The organism is Mycobacterium sp. 852002-40037_SCH5390672 (genome assembly GCF_001665875.1).
Taxonomy (GTDB): domain Bacteria; phylum Actinomycetota; class Actinomycetes; order Mycobacteriales; family Mycobacteriaceae; genus Mycobacterium.
The window spans coordinates 1-22,141 of record NZ_LZTA01000087.1; the positions used below are offsets into that span (position 1 = coordinate 1).

The 22,141-nt window shown below is 66.5% G+C and carries 21 protein-coding genes and 1 pseudogene; 6 read left to right on the forward strand and 16 right to left on the reverse strand.

Features of this window, described 5'->3' with window-relative positions:
• The 4 genes from A5782_RS15955 to A5782_RS15970 form a co-directional block, all read right to left on the reverse strand.
• Positions 1-414: glycoside hydrolase family 3 N-terminal domain-containing protein (locus A5782_RS15955; protein ID WP_304440354.1), on the reverse strand; the 414-nt coding region annotated here is incomplete at its 3' end.
• Positions 415-458: 44 nt separating this feature from the next.
• Entirely contained in the window at positions 459-971 is a 513-nt protein-coding gene (locus tag A5782_RS15960) for a TIGR04338 family metallohydrolase (RefSeq protein WP_067102000.1), read from the reverse strand.
• The gene (locus tag A5782_RS15965; RefSeq protein WP_067102004.1) at positions 968-1,717 is read right to left on the reverse strand and encodes a DUF2786 domain-containing protein; all 750 of its coding nucleotides are present in this window, start codon (positions 1,715-1,717) and stop codon (positions 968-970) included. The genes A5782_RS15960 and A5782_RS15965 overlap by 4 nt, the downstream gene beginning before the upstream one ends.
• Positions 1,718-1,848: 131 nt before the next feature.
• Complete coding sequence (locus tag A5782_RS15970; RefSeq protein WP_231986699.1) at positions 1,849-2,643, reverse strand: alpha/beta hydrolase; 795 nt, start codon at positions 2,641-2,643, stop codon at positions 1,849-1,851.
• Between A5782_RS15970 and A5782_RS15975 the strand changes: the two are divergent.
• Positions 2,636-3,794 (forward strand): annotated as a pseudogene (locus A5782_RS15975) (sigma-70 family RNA polymerase sigma factor). The gene A5782_RS15970 and the pseudogene A5782_RS15975 sit on opposite strands and share 8 nt — an antisense overlap.
• A 13-nt stretch (positions 3,795-3,807) precedes the next feature.
• Positions 3,808-5,217: an alpha/beta hydrolase domain-containing protein gene (locus A5782_RS15980; protein WP_067102013.1), complete on the forward strand. Its 1,410-nt coding sequence runs from the start codon at positions 3,808-3,810 to the stop codon at positions 5,215-5,217.
• Here A5782_RS15980 and A5782_RS15985 read toward each other — a convergent pair.
• Positions 5,214-6,347, reverse strand: coding sequence for a dihydrodipicolinate reductase (locus tag A5782_RS15985; RefSeq protein ID WP_082942959.1), 1,134 nt, complete (start codon positions 6,345-6,347; stop codon positions 5,214-5,216). The genes A5782_RS15980 and A5782_RS15985 overlap by 4 nt on opposite strands.
• 74 nt (positions 6,348-6,421) lie before the next feature.
• Here A5782_RS15985 and A5782_RS15990 point away from each other — a divergent pair, with 74 nt between their 5' ends.
• The 4 genes from A5782_RS15990 (at position 6,422) to A5782_RS16005 (ending at position 10,762) form a co-directional block, all read left to right on the forward strand.
• A complete protein-coding gene (locus A5782_RS15990) occupies positions 6,422-7,300 on the forward strand; it encodes a MarR family transcriptional regulator (RefSeq protein ID WP_067102016.1) in 879 nt (292 codons plus the stop codon).
• A gap of 26 nt (positions 7,301-7,326) precedes the next feature.
• A complete protein-coding gene (locus tag A5782_RS15995; protein WP_067102021.1) occupies positions 7,327-8,052 on the forward strand; it encodes a pirin-like bicupin family protein in 726 nt (241 codons plus the stop codon).
• A 57-nt stretch (positions 8,053-8,109) separates the two neighbouring features.
• Positions 8,110-9,570 carry a YhgE/Pip domain-containing protein gene (locus tag A5782_RS16000; protein WP_067102025.1) on the forward strand — a complete coding sequence of 487 codons (1,461 nt, stop codon included), beginning with the start codon at positions 8,110-8,112 and terminating at the stop codon, positions 9,568-9,570.
• 88 nt (positions 9,571-9,658) lie between these two features.
• The gene (locus A5782_RS16005; RefSeq protein WP_156623978.1) at positions 9,659-10,762 is read left to right on the forward strand and encodes a phosphodiester glycosidase family protein; all 1,104 of its coding nucleotides are present in this window, start codon (positions 9,659-9,661) and stop codon (positions 10,760-10,762) included.
• On the opposite strand, the gene A5782_RS16010 is transcribed toward A5782_RS16005, so the two are convergent.
• From A5782_RS16010 to A5782_RS16060, 11 genes are all read right to left on the reverse strand, one after another.
• Positions 10,755-11,456: a YoaK family protein gene (locus A5782_RS16010; RefSeq protein ID WP_067102028.1), complete on the reverse strand. Its 702-nt coding sequence runs from the start codon at positions 11,454-11,456 to the stop codon at positions 10,755-10,757. The two genes, A5782_RS16005 and A5782_RS16010, sit on opposite strands and share 8 nt — an antisense overlap.
• Before the next feature lie 35 nt (positions 11,457-11,491).
• On the reverse strand, positions 11,492-12,259 hold the full coding sequence (locus tag A5782_RS16015) for a mammalian cell entry protein (protein ID WP_067102033.1): 768 nt from the start codon (positions 12,257-12,259) through the stop codon (positions 11,492-11,494).
• Complete coding sequence (locus A5782_RS16020) at positions 12,226-12,780, reverse strand: mammalian cell entry protein (RefSeq protein WP_067102036.1); 555 nt, start codon at positions 12,778-12,780, stop codon at positions 12,226-12,228. Before A5782_RS16020 ends, A5782_RS16015 begins: the two co-directional genes overlap by 34 nt.
• Positions 12,777-13,748 carry an RDD family protein gene (locus A5782_RS16025; protein ID WP_067102039.1) on the reverse strand — a complete coding sequence of 324 codons (972 nt, stop codon included), beginning with the start codon at positions 13,746-13,748 and terminating at the stop codon, positions 12,777-12,779. Before A5782_RS16025 ends, A5782_RS16020 begins: the two co-directional genes overlap by 4 nt.
• Positions 13,745-14,497 carry an Mce protein gene (locus A5782_RS16030; RefSeq protein WP_067102043.1) on the reverse strand — a complete coding sequence of 251 codons (753 nt, stop codon included), beginning with the start codon at positions 14,495-14,497 and terminating at the stop codon, positions 13,745-13,747. Before A5782_RS16030 ends, A5782_RS16025 begins: the two co-directional genes overlap by 4 nt.
• Positions 14,467-16,017, reverse strand: coding sequence for a virulence factor Mce family protein (locus A5782_RS16035; RefSeq protein ID WP_067102046.1), 1,551 nt, complete (start codon positions 16,015-16,017; stop codon positions 14,467-14,469). The genes A5782_RS16030 and A5782_RS16035 overlap by 31 nt, the downstream gene beginning before the upstream one ends.
• On the reverse strand, positions 16,011-17,207 hold the full coding sequence (locus A5782_RS16040; RefSeq protein WP_067102049.1) for a virulence factor Mce family protein: 1,197 nt from the start codon (positions 17,205-17,207) through the stop codon (positions 16,011-16,013). Before A5782_RS16040 ends, A5782_RS16035 begins: the two co-directional genes overlap by 7 nt.
• Entirely contained in the window at positions 17,204-18,820 is a 1,617-nt protein-coding gene (locus A5782_RS16045) for a virulence factor Mce family protein (protein WP_067102053.1), read from the reverse strand. The genes A5782_RS16040 and A5782_RS16045 overlap by 4 nt, the downstream gene beginning before the upstream one ends.
• A complete protein-coding gene (locus tag A5782_RS16050; protein WP_067102057.1) occupies positions 18,817-20,382 on the reverse strand; it encodes a virulence factor Mce family protein in 1,566 nt (521 codons plus the stop codon). The genes A5782_RS16045 and A5782_RS16050 overlap by 4 nt, the downstream gene beginning before the upstream one ends.
• Complete coding sequence (locus A5782_RS16055; RefSeq protein WP_067102060.1) at positions 20,379-21,419, reverse strand: virulence factor Mce family protein; 1,041 nt, start codon at positions 21,417-21,419, stop codon at positions 20,379-20,381. The genes A5782_RS16050 and A5782_RS16055 overlap by 4 nt, the downstream gene beginning before the upstream one ends.
• Positions 21,416-22,141 (reverse strand): MCE family protein (locus A5782_RS16060; RefSeq protein ID WP_197694247.1); only part of this gene is annotated, 726 nt, incomplete at its 5' end. The genes A5782_RS16060 and A5782_RS16055, both read right to left, overlap by 4 nt.

Sequence of the window (22,141 nt, forward strand, 5' to 3'; positions counted from 1 at the left end):
GGCAACGATCGTGGCGGTCAAAAGCGGGTCCTCGGAGAGGTATTCGAAGTTGCGGCCGTTGCGCGGGTCGCGGGCGAGGTTCATCGCGCCGGCGAGTTGCACGTTGAACCCGCGGCTGCGTGCTTCACGGCCGATCACTTCGCCCGCGGCCCGGGCCAGCGACGGATCAAAGCTGGCGGCCAGCGCCAGTCCCGCGGGCAAGGCGGTGGCCGTGTCGCCCGGACGGAACCCGGGGTTGGTGACGCCCAGGCCGGCATCACTCATCAGCAGCGCGGGCACGCCGAGACGGGGAACCCCCGGCACGTATCCCGCGCTCATCGGCGCGTCCGCGGGGATGCGTTCGTCACGCACCGGCCACATGTCGCCGGCCCCCATCACCGAGACCAGCAGCGCGAACCGCTCGTCATCGGTCATCTGGGCTTCGACCGCACGCGCCCGCGCGTCAGGGTCGGCGGCGCTCACCGCACACCCTGTTTGGCGTAGACGACGCGCAGCACGTGCCCCAGTTCCGGTCCCATCACCAGCTCCGTCAACTCACAGATCGTCGCAACGAACTCGGGGCCGTGCGGCGGCTCGGCCCGGCACAAATGATGCGCCACTTCGTGCAGCACTACCAGCTCACGCAGCGCCCAGTCCGCGGTGTCGCGGTCGGGAACCGCGATAACACCTGCGCCGTCACGGTTTTCGTAGTGGGCGGCGGTGGCGGCCCGCCGCGGCCGCACCCGCAGCGGCCCCACCCCCGGCCACCGTTGCCGCACCGCCGGAAGCGCCAACACGTCGTCCACATAGCGCTGCGCGGAGACCACCGAACCGAACCGCCCCTCCGGCGGCAGCGTCAATTGCGTGCCGAAGAACTCCACCACCGATGAGCCGTGCTCAGCGGCACGGTCGAAGAGCATCCGGACGAACTCCTCAGCCGCATAAACCTTGGAGCGTTGAGAATCCCGTCGTGGGGAGTTCCCCGCAGTCACCCGCTCAGTGCGCTCCGCGCCCCGGGAAGCTCGGGGCTGTTGCCGAGCCGCGCTCGCTTGCCGGCCCGATCGCCGGCACGACGCGCCGCCGACGAGTACCCGGCCGAAGCCCGGCTGGCCTGCCAGGTGCCGCGCGCCTTCGACGCACGCCGGTAGTGGTCCACCAGCTCGACCTCTTTGTCCCGCAGGGCGATAGCGGTACCCGGCGAACGGCGACGATCTTTGGTGGCTTCCTGCCGGGCCTGGTCGCGGGCCTCGGTCAGCCGCTGGCCGACGCGCGCCCCGAACGCCAGCTGAAAGTTGAGCCGGGCCGTGATCGTCGGCGTGGGACGATGCGCACCGGAGGTGAGGTAGGCGTCCGAGGCCCGGACCATTTGGACGACCAGGCTGGCATACAAGGCGTGGCTGGCATCGATGTCCTCGACGAATCCGTAGGCGTACACGAACGTCGAATTCGAGGCCACATCGCAGCGCACGTCGTTGGCCGAGGCGATCAGTACGAACAGTTGCACGTACGTGCGTAACCCCTTGGTGCCCGCCTCCCCGATGGTGATGGTGCGCTGCGTCGGCGTCTGCCCCGCCGACCGCTGGGCCGAATGGGAGCGCGCCACCGCGAGGTCGATGGACGAGGCCGTCGCGAGCCGCTGCGCCGCGGACATGAACGCGTCGGCTTCGTGGGTGTTGTCGGTGCCTTCGGCTTGACGCAGCAGCGCGGCAATACGCGCCAGGATCTTGTCGTCAGTCACAGCGCCGCTCCTCCTCATCGCTTCGCTCTGCATCGTCGCCGCTTCGCTCTGCATCCCCATCGCTTCGCTCTGCATCGTCGCCGCCGCGGGTCACACCACCCAAAATACGGGAGCGGGCCGACACCCCCGCCTCACAGCCGAGCGGTGATCCAGGAGACCACGTCATCGAGTACCTGCTCGCGCTCGGGCTCGTTGAAAACCTCATGGTAGAGCCCCGGATAGACCTTCAACTCGACGTCAGTGGACCCCACGCACTCGACGAGGCGGCGGCTGCCGGCGACGGATATCAACCGATCCTGTTCCCCGTGCACCACCAGCAGCGGCGCCGTCAGGGCCGGTGCACGCTGCGGCATCGTCTCGCCGACTTGCAGCAAGGCGCGGCCGATGCCGGCCGGCACCTTGCCGTGGTACACCAGCGGATCGTCTTTGTAGGCGGCCACCACCGCGGGGTCGCGGGAGATGGCGTCGACGTCGAGTTCTTGGGCCGGCAGTCCGGGCACGATGGCACCGAGCACCTTGGCGGCCAGCGCCAACAGCGGCGACACCTGATCCTGGGCCGCCACCGCCGGCCCCGACAGCACCATCAGGTCGTAGTTGTCCGGGCGTTCGACGCCATAGGCGAACACGATTCCGCCGCCCATGCTGTGCCCCAGCACGATGCACTTGAGGCCATGGTGTTCGCGGGTGGCGATACCGACCAGGGTGTCGAAGTCGGAGGTGTACTCGTGGATGTCACGCAGCAGCACCCGTTTACCGCCGGAGCGGCCGTGCCCGCGATGGTCCAGCGCATAGGTGACCAGGCCGGCCTCGCCGAAACGCTGGGCGACGTGGTCGTACCGGCGGGCGTACTCACCGAGACCGTGTGACAGCACCAGGACCGCTCGCGGGACGCTGTCGGGTGTCCAGACGTCGTAGACAATCCGCACGTCGCCGAACCCGTCGAAACTGCGTTCCGTGCGGTTCACTCGGGGGTCCTAGTCATTAGGGGCAGCGTAATGGCTGCTGATGTAGGCCGCGTCCCCCGACACTGCGTAGGCTCATGCGGATGAGCTCCCCCGCCAGCGGGCGGCACCCCCACCCGGCGGAATACTCGGCGCCCGCCCCGGAGTCGGGGACCGATTTCGCGGCGCACGCCGAACCGTATCGGCGCGAACTGCTGGCCCACTGCTATCGAATGACCGGATCCCTGCATGACGCGGAGGACCTGGTGCAAGAAACCCTGCTGCGGGCCTGGAAGGCCTACGACCGTTTCGAAGGCAAGTCCTCGATGCGGACCTGGTTGCATCGCATCGCCACCAACACCTGCCTGAGTGCGCTGGAGGGACGCCAGCGCAGGCCGTTACCGGTGGGACTGGGCGGCCCGAGCTCGGACCCGACCGCGGAGCTGGTGGAGCGACGCGAGGTGCCGTGGCTGGAGCCGCTGCCCGAGCTGACCGAGCACCCGGCCGACCCGTCGGTCGTCGTCGGGTCACGTGAGTCGGTGCGGTTGGCGTTTGTCGCTGCGCTGCAATACCTTCCGCCACGACAACGGGCTGTGCTGCTGTTGCGTGACGTACTGCAGTGGCGCTCCGCCGAAGTGGCCGATGCGGTCGGCACCACCACGACCGCCGTCAACAGCCTGCTGCAGCGCGCCCGATCCCAGCTGGAAGCCGTCGGACCCAGCGCCGACGACCAACTGGCGCCGCCGGATTCGGCGGACGCCCAGGACCTGCTGGCGCGCTACATCACCGCGTTCGAAACCTATGACATCGATCGGCTCGTCGACCTGTTCACCGCGGAGGCGATCTGGGAGATGCCGCCGTACACCGGCTGGTATCAGGGCGCGGGGGCCATCGTCACCCTCATTCATCAGCAGTGCCCGGCGCAGGGAAGCGGGGACATGCGCATGTTGCCGCTGGTCGCCAACGGCCAGCCCGCCGCGGCCATGTACATGCGCGCCGGCGATGTGCACGTTCCCTTTCAGTTGCATGTCCTGGATGTGCGGGGCGGGAAGGTATCCCACGTGGTGGCCTTCCTTGACGACACCCTGTTCACGAAATTCGGATTGCCCAGTTCACTGCCCGCGGGTGAGAGGTAAGAGCGCTGCTTTCATGACGAAGACCACCCAGGTGACACCCGCCCCCGGCAAGCCGGCGCTGCTGCTGAGCGCTTTCGACCTGGCCGACGTCGGCTATCACGTCGAGGAGTTCTTGGTCTCGGCCACGGCCCCCTGCTACACCGCGGTGACCGAACTCGGCCCCGATGGCCGGTGGGACGTAACACCTTCGGGCTCAGCCGATTACACAACCCGCATCGTGGTGCTGACGCCGTCGGACCCGGCCCGGTTCAACGGGACGGTGCTCGTCGAGTGGCTCAACGTCAGCGGTGGCATCGACGCCGCCGCGGTGTGGATGATGGCGCATCGCGAAATCCTGCGCGCCGGTTACGCGTACGTCGCGGTCTCGGCCCAGCGGGTGGGAATCGAGGGCGGCGAAAGCCTGCTCGGCGCGGACATGTCGCTGAAAAGCCAAGATCCACAACGGTACGCGGCCCTGCACCACCCGGGTGACGCGTTCTCCTACGGCATCTTCGCCCAGATCGGCGAGTTCCTCAAAAGTGGCGCACACGGTGCCGTCCTGCGTGACCTGCCCGCCCAGCGCATCGTCGCGGTGGGCGAATCGCAATCCGCGATGTTCCTCACGACCTATATCAACGCCGTCGACCGGCTTGCCCCCAGCTACGACGGCTTCCTGGTGCATTCCCGGTTCGGCCCGGCCGCCCCGCTGGACGGGAGCTCGATATTCTCCGAATCCGTTGCCCCGCAGGCGGTTACCTTTCGCCCGGAACTGCGTGTCCCGGTGCTGACGGTCATCACCGAAACCGACGTTTTCGGCGGCCCGCGCGACGGCTACTACTTCGCCAGGCAGCCCGATAACGAAAAACTGCGGGTCTGGGAGATCGCCGGTGCCGCCCACGCCGACAACTACACGATTCAGGTGGCGTTCATCGACAGCGGCTCGGCACCACTGGAGGCCATCGTGGCCGGCTACACGCCGACCGACAAGTTGATGGGCCAGCAACTGGCTCACTACATCAACTTTGGCCCGCAGCATCACTATGTGGTGCAGGCGGCGCTCGCGGCCCTGAACACCTGGGTCGCCACCGGCGAGCCGGCGCCGGGGGCGGATCCGCTGCAGGTCCACGAAAGCGCTGGGCCACAACCGGTTCTGGACGGCAACGGACTCGCCCGCGGTGGCATCAGGACTCCCTGGGTGGACGTGCCGATCGCCAGGATGTCCGGTCTCGGAGGCGAAGAGAGCATCATGTCCGCGATCTTCGGCTCCGGAGAACCGTTCGATGCCAGCACAATTCGGCGACTCTATCCGGATGGAAGCCCGCAATACCTCGAAAGCTTCACCGCGGCCCTCGACGCGGCGATCGGGTCCGGGTTCATCCTGGCGGCCGACCGCGCCGAGATCCTGCAGCTCGCCACCGCAACGTATCCCGGCGATCGGGCCTAGAGCAGCCGGCTGTCCGGCGACGGGCCGCCTACCGGACGCGCCAGGCCGGCCCCGGTGATCATCGGCAGGTCCAGCGCGGACAGCAGGCCGGGCGGGGCCGCGCACACCGCGGGGATGGCGTTGACCATCCGCGACGAGCCGGCGATGCGGGCACCCAGGTCGTGGTCTGCGTCTTCGGCCATCTCGAATTCGCAGCGCATGCTCGGGGAGCCCTCGATCTCGACACGGTACAGACCTTGTCCGGAGGCCGGCCCGTAGCCGAGGTCCTTCGGCGGTATCGAGATGTGTGGCTGTGGCCAGTCCGGGGCGATGTCGTCACGCATGCGCGTCACGTGATCGAGCACGAATGTCGGCTTTCCGCCGACGTAACCGGTGAGCGTCGAGCGCATCGCTGCGATGGTTCCGGCCGCGATGTGGCCGGTGGGGGTGTCGAAGGACTCGGTGGCGGGAATGCGCTCGTTGCTCTCCTCGATGTTGTCGATCTTGACGCCCAGGCCTGCGGCCAGCTGGTGCAGCACCGGTCCCCAGCCGAACGTGAAGATCCCCGGCTGCGCCGCGAAGGCCGGGTAGTCCGGCTGCTGGCCGAATCCGAGGATCTCGTAGACCGCGGAGCGGTCCGGGTAGGTCGCGTAATTGAACATCTCGGTCACCCGTACCGACTCGATCACCCGCGAGACACCGGTAAGTGCCAGCGGCAGAACGTCATTGGCGAACCCGGAGTCGATACCGGTGGTGAAGAAGGACACACCGCCGTCGATGGCGGCCTGTCGCAGTGGGTCGGTGAAGGCGGCGTCGACGGCGTCGGGAAAGACCAACGGCACCACCGAACACGACACCACGTTCTTTCCGGCCCGCAGGATCGACACCATGTCGGCGACGGCCTCCAGTGGCCGCAGGTTGGCGCCGGCGGCGTACACCACCACGTCGGCGTCACCGGACAGCAGGGCCGCCGGATCCTGGGTGGCCACCACGCCGACCGGCGCGATGCCGCACAGCTCTCCGGCATCGCGGCCGGCTTTGGCGTCGCTGTGCACGACGAGGTCGACCAGTTGCAGCTCCGGATGGTCGATCACCCCGCGCAGGGCGATCACGCCCATCGAACCCGGACCCCAGACTCCCACCTTGAACACGACAGTCTCCTATTATTAGGACGTATATTCTTGCATTTTGGACGGATGGTAGGGAGGTGGCGGTGGATACGTCAATGGTTGAGACCCGCGACGCAGCGGGCATCAAGTCACCGCCCACCACCCGGGTGGTGGATGTCCTTTCCGCCCTGGCGAATTCGCAACATGGCCTGACCTCGGCCGAGCTGGCGAAGAGGTGCGCGATCAGCACCTCGACCTGCGCCCTGGTGCTGGCCGAGCTGGAGCGGCGGGCCTGGGTGGCGCGACGCGGCGACCGCCGCTACGCCCTGGGCAGTGGATTGTTCGGGCTGGTCCATGGTCTGCGGGAACAGTTTCCGCTGCTGGACCGCGGGCGAGACGCGCTGTGCTTCCTGCACGAGACGCTCGGGGCGGGCTGCTCGATGTCGAAGATCGGCGAGAGGCATCTGAGCACCGTCGACGCGGTCGGTCATGGCACCGACGGCGAGCACGCCGTGGGTCAGCGCTTCCCCATCGATCCGCCGTTCGGCCTGGTCGCGATGGCCTGGCGCGACGACGACTTCGTCCAAGCATGGTTGCACCGGGTGGTGCCCAGGCTCACCCGCACCGAAATTGCCGAGCACCAGCGGGTACTCGCCGATATTCGGGGCCGCGGCTATGGCGCGTGGCGGTTCGACGACACCCACCGGTCGCTGCATACTCGGCTGGCCGACGTGCTGGCCTCGCTGGAGCCGACGGCCCAAGTCACTCGCCAGCTGACCACCCTGATGACGATGGTGACCCTGCAGTCGGTCACGGACACGCTCGAATCGGACTTGCCCACAGCGGAATTCGTCGTCCTGCCGATATTCGCCCATGACGGCCAGCCGGAATACCAAATCGAGATCCACCTGGGTCGCTCCACGGGGTTGACCTTGCCGGAGCTCGACGCCGCGCTGCGGCACGCCCAGGGGCTGCTCACCGCCGCGATGACCTGACGCGGCGCAAAGATTAGCCTGGGATCATGTCCGCCACCACCGAGTTCAGGAGTGCGGCAAGTCGGGCCGTCACCACGACACCCTGGCTGACATCCCGGCACTCGTTCTCCTTCGGCGACCACTACGATCCGGACAACACCCATTTCGGGCTGCTGCTGGTGAACAATGACGACATCGTCTCCCCGGGAACGGGATTCGACACCCACCCACACCGGGACATGGAAATAGTGACCTGGGTGCTGCGGGGCGAACTGTCGCATCACGATTCCGCCGGCAATCGCGGCGTCATCTATCCCGGCCTGGCGCAACGCATGTCGGCCGGTAGCGGGATCCTGCACTCCGAACGAAACGACTCCCCCGGCGAGCCGGTTCATTTCGTTCAGATGTGGGTGGTGCCCGATGAGGCCGGTGTCCCACCGAGCTACCAACAGCATGAGATCGACGAAAAGCTGTTGGCGGCCGGTCTTGTGACGATCGCCTCAGGGATCACCGCGCATGATGCCGCGATCACCCTGCACAACCGTAACGCCGCGCTGCACGGCACACGGTTGCTCCCCGGTGCGGCGGTGACCCTTCCGCGGGCCCCCTACCTGCACCTTTTCGTGGCCAGCGGCCGGGTCAGCGTGGAAGGAATCGGCGCGGTGCACGGGGGCGATGCGGTGCGATTCACCGATGCCGACGGCTGGCGCGTGACGGCGAGCGAGCCGTCGGAACTGTTGATCTGGGAGATGCACGCGAAGCTGGGTGACTGAGGCCATAGAGGGCCGGCGCCGCAGCCCATAGAGTGGGCACGACAGACAGGAGTCGGCATGCCTCACTCGCACCCGCAGCACGCGGCGCCCAACCCCAACCGGAACATCAAGGCGATCCGCACCGTGCGGTTCTGGGCGGCACCCCTGGTCATCACCGTGGCGCTGATGTCGGCGTTGTGCGCGCTCTACCTCGGTGGCATTTTGAACCCGACGACCAACCTGCGTCATTTCCCGATTGCGGTGGTGAACGAGGACGCCGGTCCGGGGGGCGCACAGATCGTCGACCGGCTGGTCAATGGGTTGGACAAGAATAAGTTCGACGTCCGCGTGCTCACCCGCGGTGAGGCCAGGCATCAATTGGACACGGGCATGGTGTACGGCCAGGTGCTGATACCGCCGAGCTTCTCGTCGAAGTTGCGGGACTTCGCGACCAGTGCGGTGGTGCCCGCCCGCGCGGAGCGGCCGTCGATCACGGTCTCCACCAATCCGAGGGCCGGCACGCTCGGCGCGAGCATCGCCGGCCAGACCCTCAATACGGCGATGGGGATGGCCAACGGCATAGCCGGGCAACGGGTTATGGCCGAGGTGGCCGCGCAGACCGGCGGTGCGCCGCTGGCCGGAGCGGCCCAGGTGGGACTGAGTGCCCCGATCGATATCCAGTCGAACGTCTACAACCCGCTGCCCAACGGCACCGGTAACGGCCTCTCGGCGTTCTACTACGCGCTCTTGCTGCTGCTCGCCGGCTTCACCGGAAGCATTGTGGTGAGCACGCTGGTGGACGCGCTGCTCGGTTATGTGCCGGCCGAATTCGGCCCGGTGTATCGGTTCGCCGAGCAGGTCAGGATTTCCAGATTCCAGACGCTGCTGGTGAAGTGGGCCATGATGGTGCTGCTGGGGCTCATCACCTCGGCGGTGTATCTGGCGATCGCCGACGGGCTCGGCATGCCCATCGATCACAGCTGGCGACTCTGGGCGTTCGGTGTCTTCGCGATCGCCGCGGTGGGCATCACGTCCAGTTCTCTGCTCTCGGTACTGGGCACGGCGGGGATGCTGGTCAGCATGCTCATTTTCGTGATCCTCGGGCTGCCGTCGGCCGGCGCCACGGTGCCGCTGGAGGCGACGCCGTCCTTCTTCCGCTGGCTGGCCGAATTCGAACCGATGCACCAAGTCTTTCTCGGGGCACGGTCGCTGCTGTACTTCGGCGGCCATGGTGATGCCGGCCTGACACAGGCACTCACCATGACGTCGATCGGGCTGGTCATCGGTTTGCTGCTCGGTGGCATCGTCACCCACCTGTACGACCGCAAGGGCTTTCACCGGATTCCGGGTGCGGTCGAACTGGCGATCGCCCAGGAGCACCAGGCGCAACACCAGGCCCGCCGCGGTAAGCACACCGGCGCGGGCGTCGCCGCGCCTGCCGGCACCGAGTCCGCTGTGACCACCGAGCCGCCCAGCGCCGAACCCACCGGTACCGAGCCCGCCGTCGCCGAGTCCGAAAGTTCAAGCGAGCAAGCGTGATTCGGGCGTAGCCCTATCGTCACCGCGCTGTTATTTCTGTTGACAGTGTGGCTACTGGGGCTGATGATGTCTATGTTGCATCCAGTTCCTGGCGGGAAGGGCTATTGTGCTGCTGACCCGACGCGCCAGCTTCCGCCGGCTGGCGGCGTCCTGCGCCGCCCTCGTCGCCTGCTTCACGCTCGCCGTCACTTCGGGACAGCCCCTCGCCCGGGCCGCCGACGGCCGCGATCTGCTCGCCAATGCCATCGGCAGCACCCGTGGCTCCTACCTGGTCTACAACTTCGGCGCCGGTCATCCCGCGCCGATGCTCAACGCCGGCGGCAGTTGGTACGAGATGAACAACGGCGGCCATCTGATGATCATCAAGAACGCGGCCGGACGCCTCACGCCACACCTGCTGGTCGATACGCACCGCGGCGATCAGGCACGATGCGAGAACAACCCCGCTGCGCGCACCGGCGAGGGACTCTGGCAGGCCTCGGAGCTCTACGCACCGCTGCAGGCGTGGCAGCGCATGGGTCAGCCGACCATCGCGATCAACGCCAACTTCTTTGACGTCCGCGGACAAAAGGGGGGCTCGTGGCGCCAGACCGGCTGCAGTTCACCGCTGGGCGCCTTCGTCGACAACACCCAGGGACAGGGTCGCGCCAACCAGGCGGTCACCGGTACCGTCGCCTACCCCGGTAAGCAGGGTCTGTCCGGCGGGGGTGAAAGCTGGAGCGCACTGTCGACGATGATCCTGCCGTCCGGTGGCGCGCCATACGTGGTGTGGCCCAAGACAAAGAGTGACTACGATGCCGCCACCCCGGTGGTCGCCGACCTGCTCAACAAGAACGAGAAGTTCGTCGCGGTGTCGGGTATCGGGTTGTTGGCACCCGGCAACACCGGACAGCTGCACGACGGTGGACCCAGTGCGGCCCGAACGGCCCTGGCCTACGCCCGGCAAAAGGACGAGATGTACATCTTCGAGGGCGGCAACTACACCCCGGACAACATGCAGGACCTGTTCCGCGGCCTGGGCAGTGACAACGCCGTGCTGCTCGACGGCGGCGGCTCATCGGCGATCGTGCTGCGCCGTGATACCGGCGGGATGTGGGCCGGCGCGGGATCCCCGCGGGGATCGTGCGACACCCGGCAAGTACTCTGCGATTCACACGAGCGGGCGCTGCCCAGCTGGTTGGCATTCAACTAGCAACGGGCGCAGCGGTTTTCGGCGCGGGCGGCCCGAACCGGAAAATCAGCAGACTCGTTGTGATCACCGCCGCGGTAATCACGAACACCGGGGCGATCACGTATCTCGACATCGTCGCCCCGAAGAAGGCGCCGGCGCACATGGTGGCGACAACTCCGATGCGCAACCTCTGTCGTTCGCCGGTACCCCCGGCCAGGCGGCTGTCCAGTCCGAAGCTGACGATCGTCGACGTCAACACCGTCGTGGAGAGCTCTTGGATGCCGAACTGGCGCGCACTCGAATGTTGTAAGCCGAAGGTCACCGCGAGGATGCCGATCATGATCAGCTTGGAGCTGTCGTGATAGCGCAGCACTCCGGTGCCCGCCAGGACCGACAGCGCCGCCAGCAGGACGATTTCCGCGGCCAGCACCGTGGTGATCCACAGTCGCGCGCGGAGACCGAACTGTCGCGATAATCGGCCGCTGACGATCGTGGTGCAGATGAACGTGGGCAGGGCCACCGCGACGGCGGTCAGGTCGATGCTGGTGCTCGGAGCCAGCCAGAATCCGAGGAAGATCACATTTCCGGTCATATTGGCGACGAACACGTGCCCGAGCACCAAGATACTGATCGAGTCGGCCAATCCAGTGGCGAAGGTCAGCAGGAGAAGCGCCGCTACGGTCCATCGTTCGGATACCGGTGACGTGATAGCCATGCGGTGCAGTATATTTCGGTCGCCGGTCGCGGCCGCTAAACTTTTGGCGTCAGATCCAGCGAGGTGATCGTGGTCATCCTGGTCACCAGCCAACGGTTGTTGGAACGTTTCAGGAACAGTCGGTAGGACAGGTACTTCAGGGACGGGACGTTCTTGGTCAGCGGGCTGGTGGACGTCGTGTTGGTGTAGACGATGACCACGGCGTTGGACTCGTCGAGCGTTTCGACCGCCGCGCCGGTGACTTGGGTGCTGTTGGTGATCTTGGCCTGCTTGTTGGGGGCCACGATCGCGTCGACGAATTTGCGGTACTGCGCCTCGAAATCGCCGCTGAGATAGCGGGATGCGCGATCGGCGAGGGTGTCCATGTTTTCCGGGGTGTACGTCCACAGCGTGGTGATCGCGTTGGCGGCGGTCCGGGCAACGTTCAGTTTCGTTGCGGCAGTGGCCCGATCGGCCAGATACGGCTGCACCATCGCGCCGGCGAATGCGGCGGAACCGACGAACAGCAGGGCGGCGATCATGGCGACGATGGCCCAGGCCTTGCCGGCACGCCGCCTTCTGCGCGCGCCGGTGGCCGGCGGCGCCTCCGCGGCCTGCTCCGCATCGTCGTCCGTGGCCTCCTTATCGGCCCCGGTCTGTTCGGCCGCGTCCCCATCGGCAGCCTCGGATTCGGTTGCCGCATCGGTCTCTTCGTCGTGCCGCTCCGGGCCGTCACCCGCCACCGCACCAGTCGCCTCGTTCTCGGGAGCGACTGAGTTCTCCCCGGCGGTCACATCACCTGCTGCAGGTTGCTGATCTTCCACTGGTTCCCTTCCTGCGTCGCGGTTGCCGCCCAACGGTTGGCGTTCTCCAACACCTGTTTTTCGTCCGGTGACTTGGTCGTGATTGCCGTGGCCACCATGACATTGGCGCTTCCATCGTCGTTCCATCGCTCCAGACCGGCGCCCAGGACGTTGCCGGTGGCCGGTTCGGCGCGGGCAACCTGGAGCAGGATTTCGTTGGCGTTCTTCTCATACTGCTTGGCGAAGTCGCCGGTCGCCTGCGCCAGGATCCGATTCACGTAGTCGTTGGCGTGAAAGGGATCGATGGACGTGAACTGCGTCATGAATCCGGTCACGTAGGTGAGCACCTCGCGGTCCTTCGACGCGGTCCGCGCCCGGGATTCATGCGAGACGAGCATCAGCGCGCAGGCCGTGATCGCCGCCACCATCAGCACCGCGGCGACCGTGCCGGCCAGCGGCACCAGCCATGGTCGCCGCACCTCGACCGGGCGTGCGATGAGCAACGGCCGCTCGCCGGGCGCAAACCTGCGGCGCGGGCTCATTTACCACTCCCGGGCCGTTTCGGCTTGGTCAGCACGGTGAGATCGTCCACGCGCCAAGCCTTTCCGGCCCCTTTGACGAAGCTCACCCGCACCGTTGCGCTGATGTAGCGCTGCTCGGGCCCGGTGCCGCGTCGGCCCTGCATGAATATCAACATCGTTGCCCTATCCGGGCCCGCCGATTCGATCGAGCTGTTGGTGACCCAGTATTCGTTGATGACCGGGTTCCCCTTTTGCACCACGTCCTGCTGGGCCGCCAGCTGGGACCGATACTTCTCGGTCGCCAGCGACAGCGCCCGGGCGAAGTCGTCGTGCAGCGACTTGGGGTCGTAAGTCAGCATCTGGGCAACGATCTTGGGCCCCTGCGTCGCGATCTGGGCGCGGGTCTGATCGGTCGCCCGGTCCTGCCAGTACCCGCCCAAAAAGCTCATCGAGGCCCCGGCCACGCAGAGCACCGCCGCGCTCCCCACCGCGGCCGCGCTCCAGCGCCGGATGTGGGGCGGCGACGTGTCCGGTTCGAGGCGTCGAACTTCGGTGCGCGCCAGCATGTCGGCGAAAGTACGTCGGCGGGAATCCCACAGGGGCCAAAGCCATCCCACCACCGATGCGGTATCGAGCAGGTGGGCGAAATCTCGGAGCAGCAAGGTCCACGGTCCCGGAGCATCACCGGTGCGGCGCGTCACCGCGATACCGACCAGAGCGCGCCCCAGGCTCCAGCCGACGATCACCGGCAGCAGTAACCGGTTGACCAGCACCAGCAAGGTGACGATGCCCAGGACGGAAATTCCCAGCCACCACCACACGCCGTGGGCCGGCACGGTACGCAGGACCAACGCCATCGTGATGATGACGGCGAGGCCCGGCAGCACATCGACAGCGAACGCGCTGAGGCGAACCTGCCAGGGCGCCAAGGCTTCCCGCGGTGACTCCTGGATTGCCGTGGGCGCAGTCTGTTCGACCACCACCGTCACTTCGTCACCTGGTCGAGCTTGGAGATCTTGTACTGCCCTTCGGCGAAGGCCATTTTCACGCGCAACCGGTATCCGGTTTCGTTCTGGGTCTGGTCGTTGGCCACCTTGACCCGCAGCGCGACGAGGATGTCGATCGAACCGTCTCTGTTGTTGCGCTCGACGGCGCCCCGCACATCCGCCACCTGAACGTGGATGTTCGCGGCCTGATACGCCTGCACCAGCATGCTGGTGTACAGCAGCGCCTGCGAACGGAAAGCGTCCGTGCCGCAGTCGATGATCTTCTGCTCGCTCGCGGTCATCGCATTGGTGTCCGGCGCCTGCGTCGCCGAAACGCACTCCACTGCCGCCTTCAGCGCCGCGGCATCGTTGCGGGCGATCTGCTGACTTTCGTGGTGGTAGTGCAGCGCGAGGTAGCCGCCCGCCCCGATTCCGCCGGCGCACAGCGCCAGCACCGCGGCGATGGCGGCCAACCACCCGCGACCCACCCGGGACGGACCGCGGGGTACCGCCACGGCGGGTTCGCCGGATTCCGCGTGATCCGCGGCGCCGTCGGACTCGGACTGGCCGGCGTCGGCGTGGACGTCGGCGGCACCGTCGGTGGAGTCCACCGGATCTTCGGAGGCGTCCTGCGGACGGGTCTGCTCGGCTCCGTTCTCAGGTGCCGCCGAATCCTCGTTCTTGTCCTGGGTGGTCAACGAATCGTCCGTGTCGATGGGGTTCAGCCGGCTGGTGCCAGCATCTCCTTCCATCCATCGTCTCCTGTTCTGGTCGAGTTCTCGACGGAGTATTTCACTCCGTCTGGCCCTACCAGTTCACCGCTTTGGGGACTGTAGATCGCCGAGGGAGGCCCGCTGGGTTTGTAGACACACGGGTTGGGCTGCTGGCCATTGCACTGCACGGTACCCGACCCCGGCCGGGACAAGGGATCGCTGGTGGGCGGGGGTGTGCCCGCCACCCGGTCCGAGGGTGCCGGGTTCAGCCCGTTGTCCACTGACGGCGCGGGGATCACCATGCCCGGCTTCACCGGCTGATCACAGCGCGCCGACGGCGCGGGGCAGGTCAGAATCTGGTTGGGGTCGCCGTACCACGGGTTGGTACCCGCCGGCACATACGGCTTGGGGTCGCGGCATTCCCGCGGAGTTGCGGCCCGTTTGCCCGGAATATCCGTACACGGGATGTTGCGCGACCCGCGCACACTGTTCGCCGGTGTTTCCATCGGGATCTTGCAGTACGTGCCCGTGGGCAGTGGCTGGATGCTGGTATCGGCCGGGGATCGCCACTCCGACGCCGGGATGAAGCCGGTCAGGCAGGGCGGCGGCTGGTTGATCGATAGCGCCAGGTCCAGCGCGGCCATGTTCGGGAACGGCGCCGCCACCGTCTGGGCGATCGATGCGCCCTGGGGAAGGAACACGAGGACCTGCTCGACGCCGGTGTGGTAGCGCTTGAGCAGGTCGAAGACCACCTCGAGGTTGGCCAGCGTCTGCGGCAGCGAATCCCGGACGTCGTTGAAGACCGAGTTCACCTGGTCGGCCGTCGGCGCCGCCTGGCGCAGCAGGCTTTTGAGGTGTTGGTCTTCCTGCGCCGACTGAGCACCCAGCCTGTTCAGGTTGCGCGCCCAGCGCTCGATGGCATCACCCGATTTGACCTGGCTGTCCAGCACCGGGCCGGAGTTCTGGATGATGTCGTTGACATCGGTCATCTGGTTTTTGAAATCACCGACGATCGCCTGGGTGGCGTCGACCAACCGCTGCAGGTTGGGGCCCAACCCGCCGACGGATTGCGCCGTCTCGTCGAGCAACTGGCTGATCTTCTCCTTGGGCAGCACCGACAGGCCGCGGTTCGCGGTGTCCAGGGCGGGCCCGATCTCGGCGGGCACGGTGCCCTTCGTGATGGTCTGTCCGTCCGCCAGGTACTTGCCGGTGTGGCCGCTCGATGTCAGGTCCAGGTACTGCTCACCGACGGCCGAGACGGAGTGCACGTTGGCCGTTGTATCGATTGGGATCTTGTAGTGACTGTCGATGCTCATGGTCGCCTGGGCGCCGTGCTCGGTCGGCTCGACGTCGGTGACCTTCCCGATGGTGACGCCGCGATAGGTGACGTTGGCCGTGGGGTACAGCCCGCCCGAGGCGGGCAGGTCGGCCTTCAGCGTGTAGCGCCCGATGCCTACCAGGCTCGGGATCTGCAGGTAGTACACCCCGAGCACGAGCAGCGAGATGACGGTCAGGATCCCGAAGGCGATCAGCTGGCGTCGGATGAAGGGAGTCAGCAATTCCTGTCCCCCCTTTCCACCAGCGGGCCACCCGGTGCGTCATTCGGGTTTGGCGTGTAGCGCACGTCCGGGATCATCGTCTCCGGATCGCGCCCGAACGACTGCTCGAGCGCCCGCAGGGCTCCCGACAATCCGGTCCCGGTGAGGAACGCGTTGTCGACGGCGCTGTAGGTCAGGTCGAGTGTCAACGAGATGTTGATGTAGTCGCCGCGGAAGATCTTCGGGACCGTGTCGATATCGAACGGCTGGGTGAGGATCAACTTCAGCGCGCCGATCAGGTACGGCGAGGCCCGGCCGAGCTCCTTCAGCGGGCACTGCAGCGCCTGGAGATCGGTGTGCAGCGGCCCGCGCGCCTCCGACAGGTACTGGTCGGCGGCCTGGCTGAGCCGTCCCACCGAGTCGACGGCGTTGATCAAATGCTGTTGATAGTCCTTATCCGCGAAGAACTTGATCAGCGGCGGGATGTCGGTGAGCACCCGATCCAGGACGTCGGCGCGGCCACCCACATAGGTCAGCAGCCGGTTGGTCGAGTCGATCGCGTGCGTGATGTCATCGCGCTGCTGGTTGAGCTGGCTGGTGAAGGTGTCCAGCTTGCCCAGCAGGGCCCGGATCTGGTCTCCACGCCCGTTGAAGATGTTGTAGATCTCGTTCTGCAGCACCTCCAGGTTGGGGATGCCGCCGCCGCGCAGGATCAGCGACAGGCTGGCCAGCGTCTGCTCGGTGGTGGGATACGAGGTCGAGTTCTTCAGCGGAATGGTGTCGCCGTTCTTGAGCAGCTCGGGCGTCGGGTTCGGGGGCGCGGCAAGCTCGACGTGCTGGGAACCCAGCAGCGACGTCTGGCCGATTCTGGCGATGGCGTTCTTGGGCAACTTGACGTTCTTCTTCACGCCGAGCGTCAGGGTCGCGATCCAGTTCTTCAGGTTGATGGCTTTGATCGAGCCGACGAAGACGTCGGCAACCATCACCTTGCTGTTGCCGTTGATCGCCAGGGTGTCGGGCACCTGCACATAGATGGTCATCGCCCCCGACCCGCTGCCCGGGCCACCCGGCATCGAGACGTTGGAGATGCCTTTCCAGCCACACGAGCTCAACACCGTCGCGGCCACCAGCAGGGTCAGTCCTTGCCAGGCCCCACGGCGGATCACACGAAGCGCGCCCGTCGTGAGCCGACGGTTCGGCTTGCTCCTCACTGCCCACCTCCAAAGTCAGCGGGCGCTGCCGGCCCACCCGCGTTCGGTGCGGGCGCGGACACCGGCGCCGGTGTCGGAGCGACCGGGCCCGGAACCACTTCCGGCCCTGGCGGTGGCGGCGGTATCGGCACCTGTGGCGGGTTCTGACCGATGACCGGTGCTATCGGGTTCTCGTCGTAGGCGTTCGGCGGACCCGGCGGGGTCTGCAGGTTCGACTGGACGGGCGCGATGTTGGGACCACCCATCAGCTCACCCAGCGAGTCCGGGGTCATCAGGCCCGCGGTGATCGGTCCGACCTGCTGGCCCTGCATGCCCGGGGCGACGATCCAGCCCGGCTGGGTGTTGCGGTGTGAGGTCGGGGTGTCGGGCACCCAGATGCCCGGGACGGTGGTGTCCTTGTATCCGTTCGGCGGGTGCAGCCGATCCTCCGAATAGGCGACTTCCTTGGGCAGCGTCTCGGCCGTGCTGAACAGGTTCAAACCGAACGGCGGATAGTTGAATTTGATCGCGTCGAGAATCGGCGAGAGGTACTGGGCGCACAGTTCGGCCGACTCTTGGTAGCCCAGCCGGCTGCCGGCCTGGATCGCACTGCAGATGAACTGCATCGGGTTCGCGAAGTTGGTGATCGACGGGATGGCGACCACCGAACCGTGCGACGGGTGATAGATCTGGTTGATGTTCGCCGCGGCCGTCGGCAGAACATGCAGCGCGGTCTCCAGCCCGTTCAGCGGATCCGGTTGCAGCAGCGCGTTCGTCACGGTCTCAAGGTTGTTGATGTCGTGGGTCAGCACCCCGCGGTTCTGGTCCAGCCACGGACGCACCGTGGTGAGCAGGCTGTCGAATTGCTCGATCGCGTTGGCCAGGTCGGTGTCGGAATGTGCGAGCCGCGTGGTGAAATCCGCCAGGTTCTCGTTGAGCGCGACGAACTGTTGGTCGTCTTGGTGCAGCGCGTTGACGAACAGCGCCAGGCTGCGTACCACCGCAAAGAAGTCACCGCGACCCTCGTTCAAGGCGGTCAACGCCTGCGACAGGCTGCTCAAAGTGTTGTTGAACTGCTTGCCCTTGCCGGCCAGCCCGTTGGCGAACGACTCGATGACCTCACCGAACGGGCCCTTCGGCTGCTCGGGTGTGGGCCCCAGTTTCGAGATGATGTTGGTGATGCTGTTGCGCAGCTGGTCCCACTCCACCGGCACCTGGGTGCGTTCTTCGGGAATCACCGCGTTGTCGGCGAGCACCGGGCCGCCCTTGTAGGACGGCTCCAGCTGGATGGCCCGCGACGCCACCAGGGTGGGGTTGAGGATCACCGCTGAGGCATTGGCGGGCACCTTGTACTTGTTCTCGTAGTGGAAGGTGACCTTCATCTTGTCGCCGCTGGGTTCGATCTTGTCGATCGCACCCACCCGCAGACCCATGATCTGGACCTTGTCCCCCGCGTACAGGGCGTTCGCCGCCGGGAAATAGGCCACCACGGTGTTGTTGGTCAGCTTCTCGTACAGCCGCCAGCCGACGTAGCCGACGACGAGCGCCAACACCACCACTAGCGATCCGATGATCAGCGATGTCCGCGTCAGCTTCGGCAGCCGAATGTTGTGGATGTCAAAGATGGTGCTCAATTCTGGCTACCTCCGCCCGCTGCGCCGCTGCCTCCGGATCCGCCCGGGTTGATGAAGGGCGCGGGCAGCTGGTTGCCAGGTCCAGGTGGCGCGGCCGGGCCCGGCGGGAAGCCCGGCGCGAACGTCGACGGTGGCGGCGTCGGTCCGGCCGGCGCCAGGTTCTCGGTGCGAGCGCCCGGGGGTGCCTGTGCCGGCAACGGCACGGGTGTGCCCGGAACGTCCGGCGGCGGGTCGCCCGGCCGTCCCGCGATCGGGATGCCCGGCGTGGGCGGCAGGCCGTTCGGGTTCGGCGGCGATGTCATCACGTCGACGGGCGCGGGGAAGCCCGGCCCACCGAACGGCCCGGACACCGCACCCGCACACGGCAGCGGGTTGTCCGGCCGGGGTAGCCCGTCGGCCGCCGGCGTGTACGAGCAGGGCGATCCGGGTGGGACGGCCGGACCCGGGTGATCGGGCGTGCCCTCGAGCACCGGCGGTGCCGGCGGCGGCGCGCCGTTGGGGAACCGGGTGCCGTTGGGGTCGGGGAACCGGTAGGCCGGCAATCCCGCACTGCGCCAGAAGTTCTCCGGGTCGATGCCGCGCTTCTTGAAGGCGGCGTCGACCCAGGGCTGCGTGATCTGGTACAGGGCCAGGTTGTGCAGGACCACCTTGAAGAACGGTCCCGACGCGATGGCCTCGTTCAGCGACGGCAGGAACTTGCCGACCTCGGTTAAACCGTTGGCCAGGTCGTCTTTGCGCTGCACCAGGATGTCGCTGACCGTGCGCAGCTGTTCCAGCACGTGGTTCAGGTTCGGGTTGTCGTTGATCAGGCCCTTGACCTGTTCGGAGAACGCGGCGATGTTACCGAGCAGGGCGTTGATGGCCTGGCCGCGCTCGTTGAAGGCGACCAGCAGCGTCTTCGTGTTGACCAGGAGCCGGTCGATCTGATCGCTGCGATTACCGAGGATGCCGGCCACCTGGTTGGCCTGGGCAAGCAGGTGCTTGACCTCTTCGTCGCGCTTGCCGATGGTGTCGGAGAACTTGGCCACTCCTTCGAGCGCCGGGCTCAGGTGCGGGTAGGTCTGGTCGATGGTCTGCGACAGCACGTGCAGTGACTGCTTGACGGTGTCGATGTCCCAGCCCTGGGCGGCCTTGGTGACATCGAAGAACGCATCGTAGATCTGGTAGGGCGTGGTGCTTTGGCCGACCGGCAATGTCGCCCCCGGCCGCAGCGGCTGGTTGCCGCGCGGCTCGAGTTCGAGGACCTTCTTTCCGAGGATGGTGTCGGTCTTGACTGCGATCCGGCTCTCGGTGCCAAAGCGTGCGGTGCCGGCGTTGAATTGGATCACGATGTGATCGCCGTCGATTTTGATGCCCTCCACCTTGCCGACATCCACGCCGGCGATACGCACCTTGTCGCCTTTGCTGAGGCCGCCGGTGTCGGTGAACTGCCCGTAGTAGTGCGGTTTGGCCATCAACATCGGGACGCTGGTGAAGCTTTGGCCCACGCCGATCACCAGCAGCGTCACGATGATGCCCATCAGACCGATGCGGACCCGGTTGGGTGGTTCCAGTGTTCTCATTGCGGCGTGCACCTACCCGTCGGCTGCTGGAACAGCCGGACTGTGCGGACGGGGCCACCGGCCTGCAGCCCGTTGATCTTCAGGGTGATGTCGCAGGCGTAGAAGTTCACGAAGTCCCCGTAGGACCCGATGGCGCGCCCGATCATGTTCAACGCCGTCGGCACCTTCTTGAGGTAGTCCTGCAGTTGGTCCTGCTGGTCGATCAGCGGCTGCTGCACCGCGTCCAGGTAGTTGATCGTCTTGTGCAGCAGGCCGCGGTCCTCGGCCAGCAGGTCGGCCACCGTGCCGGCGGCGTTGCTGATGTGCGCGGTCCCGTCGGCCAGTTGGTCCTTGTGGTTTTTGAGCCCGGTGATCAGCACCTCGAGGTTGTTGATGGTCTGGTCGAATTGCTGACGATGCCGGACCGTCGTGTCCAGCACGATGTTCAGGTTCTTGATCACCTCGCCGATCGCCTGGTCACGCTCGCCGAGCTGGCTGGTCAGCTGCGCGGTGTTGTCGAGGATGTCGTTGATGGTGCCGCCCTGGCCCTGGAACACCGTGACCAGCGCGGTCGCGATGGTGTTGACCTTTTGCGGGTCCAGCGCCCGGAACAGCGGTTTGAACCCACCGATCAGCGCGTCGAGGTCGAGCGCCGGCTGGGTGCGTGCGAGCGGGATGTACCCGCCGGGCGGCAGGACCTTGTCGGCACCCTCGCCTTGACCGCGCTTGAGCTCCAGGTAACGGTTTCCGATCAGATCCAGGTAACGGATCTGGGCGGTCGTCGACTGATACAGCGGGATCGAGCGGTCGACGTTGAATTTCACCCGCGCCCGCTTACCGCCGGCGACCAGCTCCACCGTGTCGACCTTGCCCACCTCAACCCCCGAGGCGCGGACGAACTGTCCCGCGCGCAGTCCGCTGACGTTGGTGAACTCCGCCGAGTACGCGTTGGTGCTGTCGAAGCGCATCTGACCGAACACCACGATGATCATCACAGTGAAGATCAGCAGCACCACCGAGAAGATGCCGAGTCTGATAAGGGTTCCGGTGAGTTTCATGGGTTGATCGTGTTATCCCCTACCTGGCGGCCCCAGACGTACTCGATCGCATAGGGCGATCCGGTGTCCAGGTGGTTATACGGCGCGATGCTGTTGCCGGAGTCCATCACCAGTTCCGGTGCGGGCCACAGGTCGTGGGTGAGCGGCTGCCAGCACCCCGGCGCCCCGCCGGGGCCGCCGCGCGCGTTCACCCGCGGCAGGTTCTCCGGGTAGACGTAGGGGTTCGGCGCACCACCGACCAGCCCGGCCGCGCCGCCGAGCCCCAGCGTGAGCGCGGCGACGGCGACCAGCGACAGCGGGTTCGCGACCAGCCCCAGTCCGGACAGCGCCTGGGTGTGGCTGTTGAGCGAGTAGCCGTTGCCGCCCAGGAAGGAGGCCGCCTTGGGCTCGATGTCGTGGTAGTTGCGCACGGCGCAGAACAGCTCGGGACTGTAGGTGTCCAGCAGCTGGGCGGTGGGCACCAGGTCGGCGGAACCGCGCGCCAGATACGGCCCACCCTTGTTGAACAGCTCGGCACCGGTGTTGCCGAACCCGGCCGCCGACAACAACGCCTGATCCAAATCCTTTTGCTGAGCGTTGATCGTGCGTGAGGTGATCACCGCGTTGTTCAGAAAATCGAACAAATCCGGCGACGCATTCGCGTATGTATCCCCCAACGCCGCCAACCGCTGAATGTCCTTGCGCGCCTGCGGCATCTGCGGATTCACATCATCGAGCAAGAT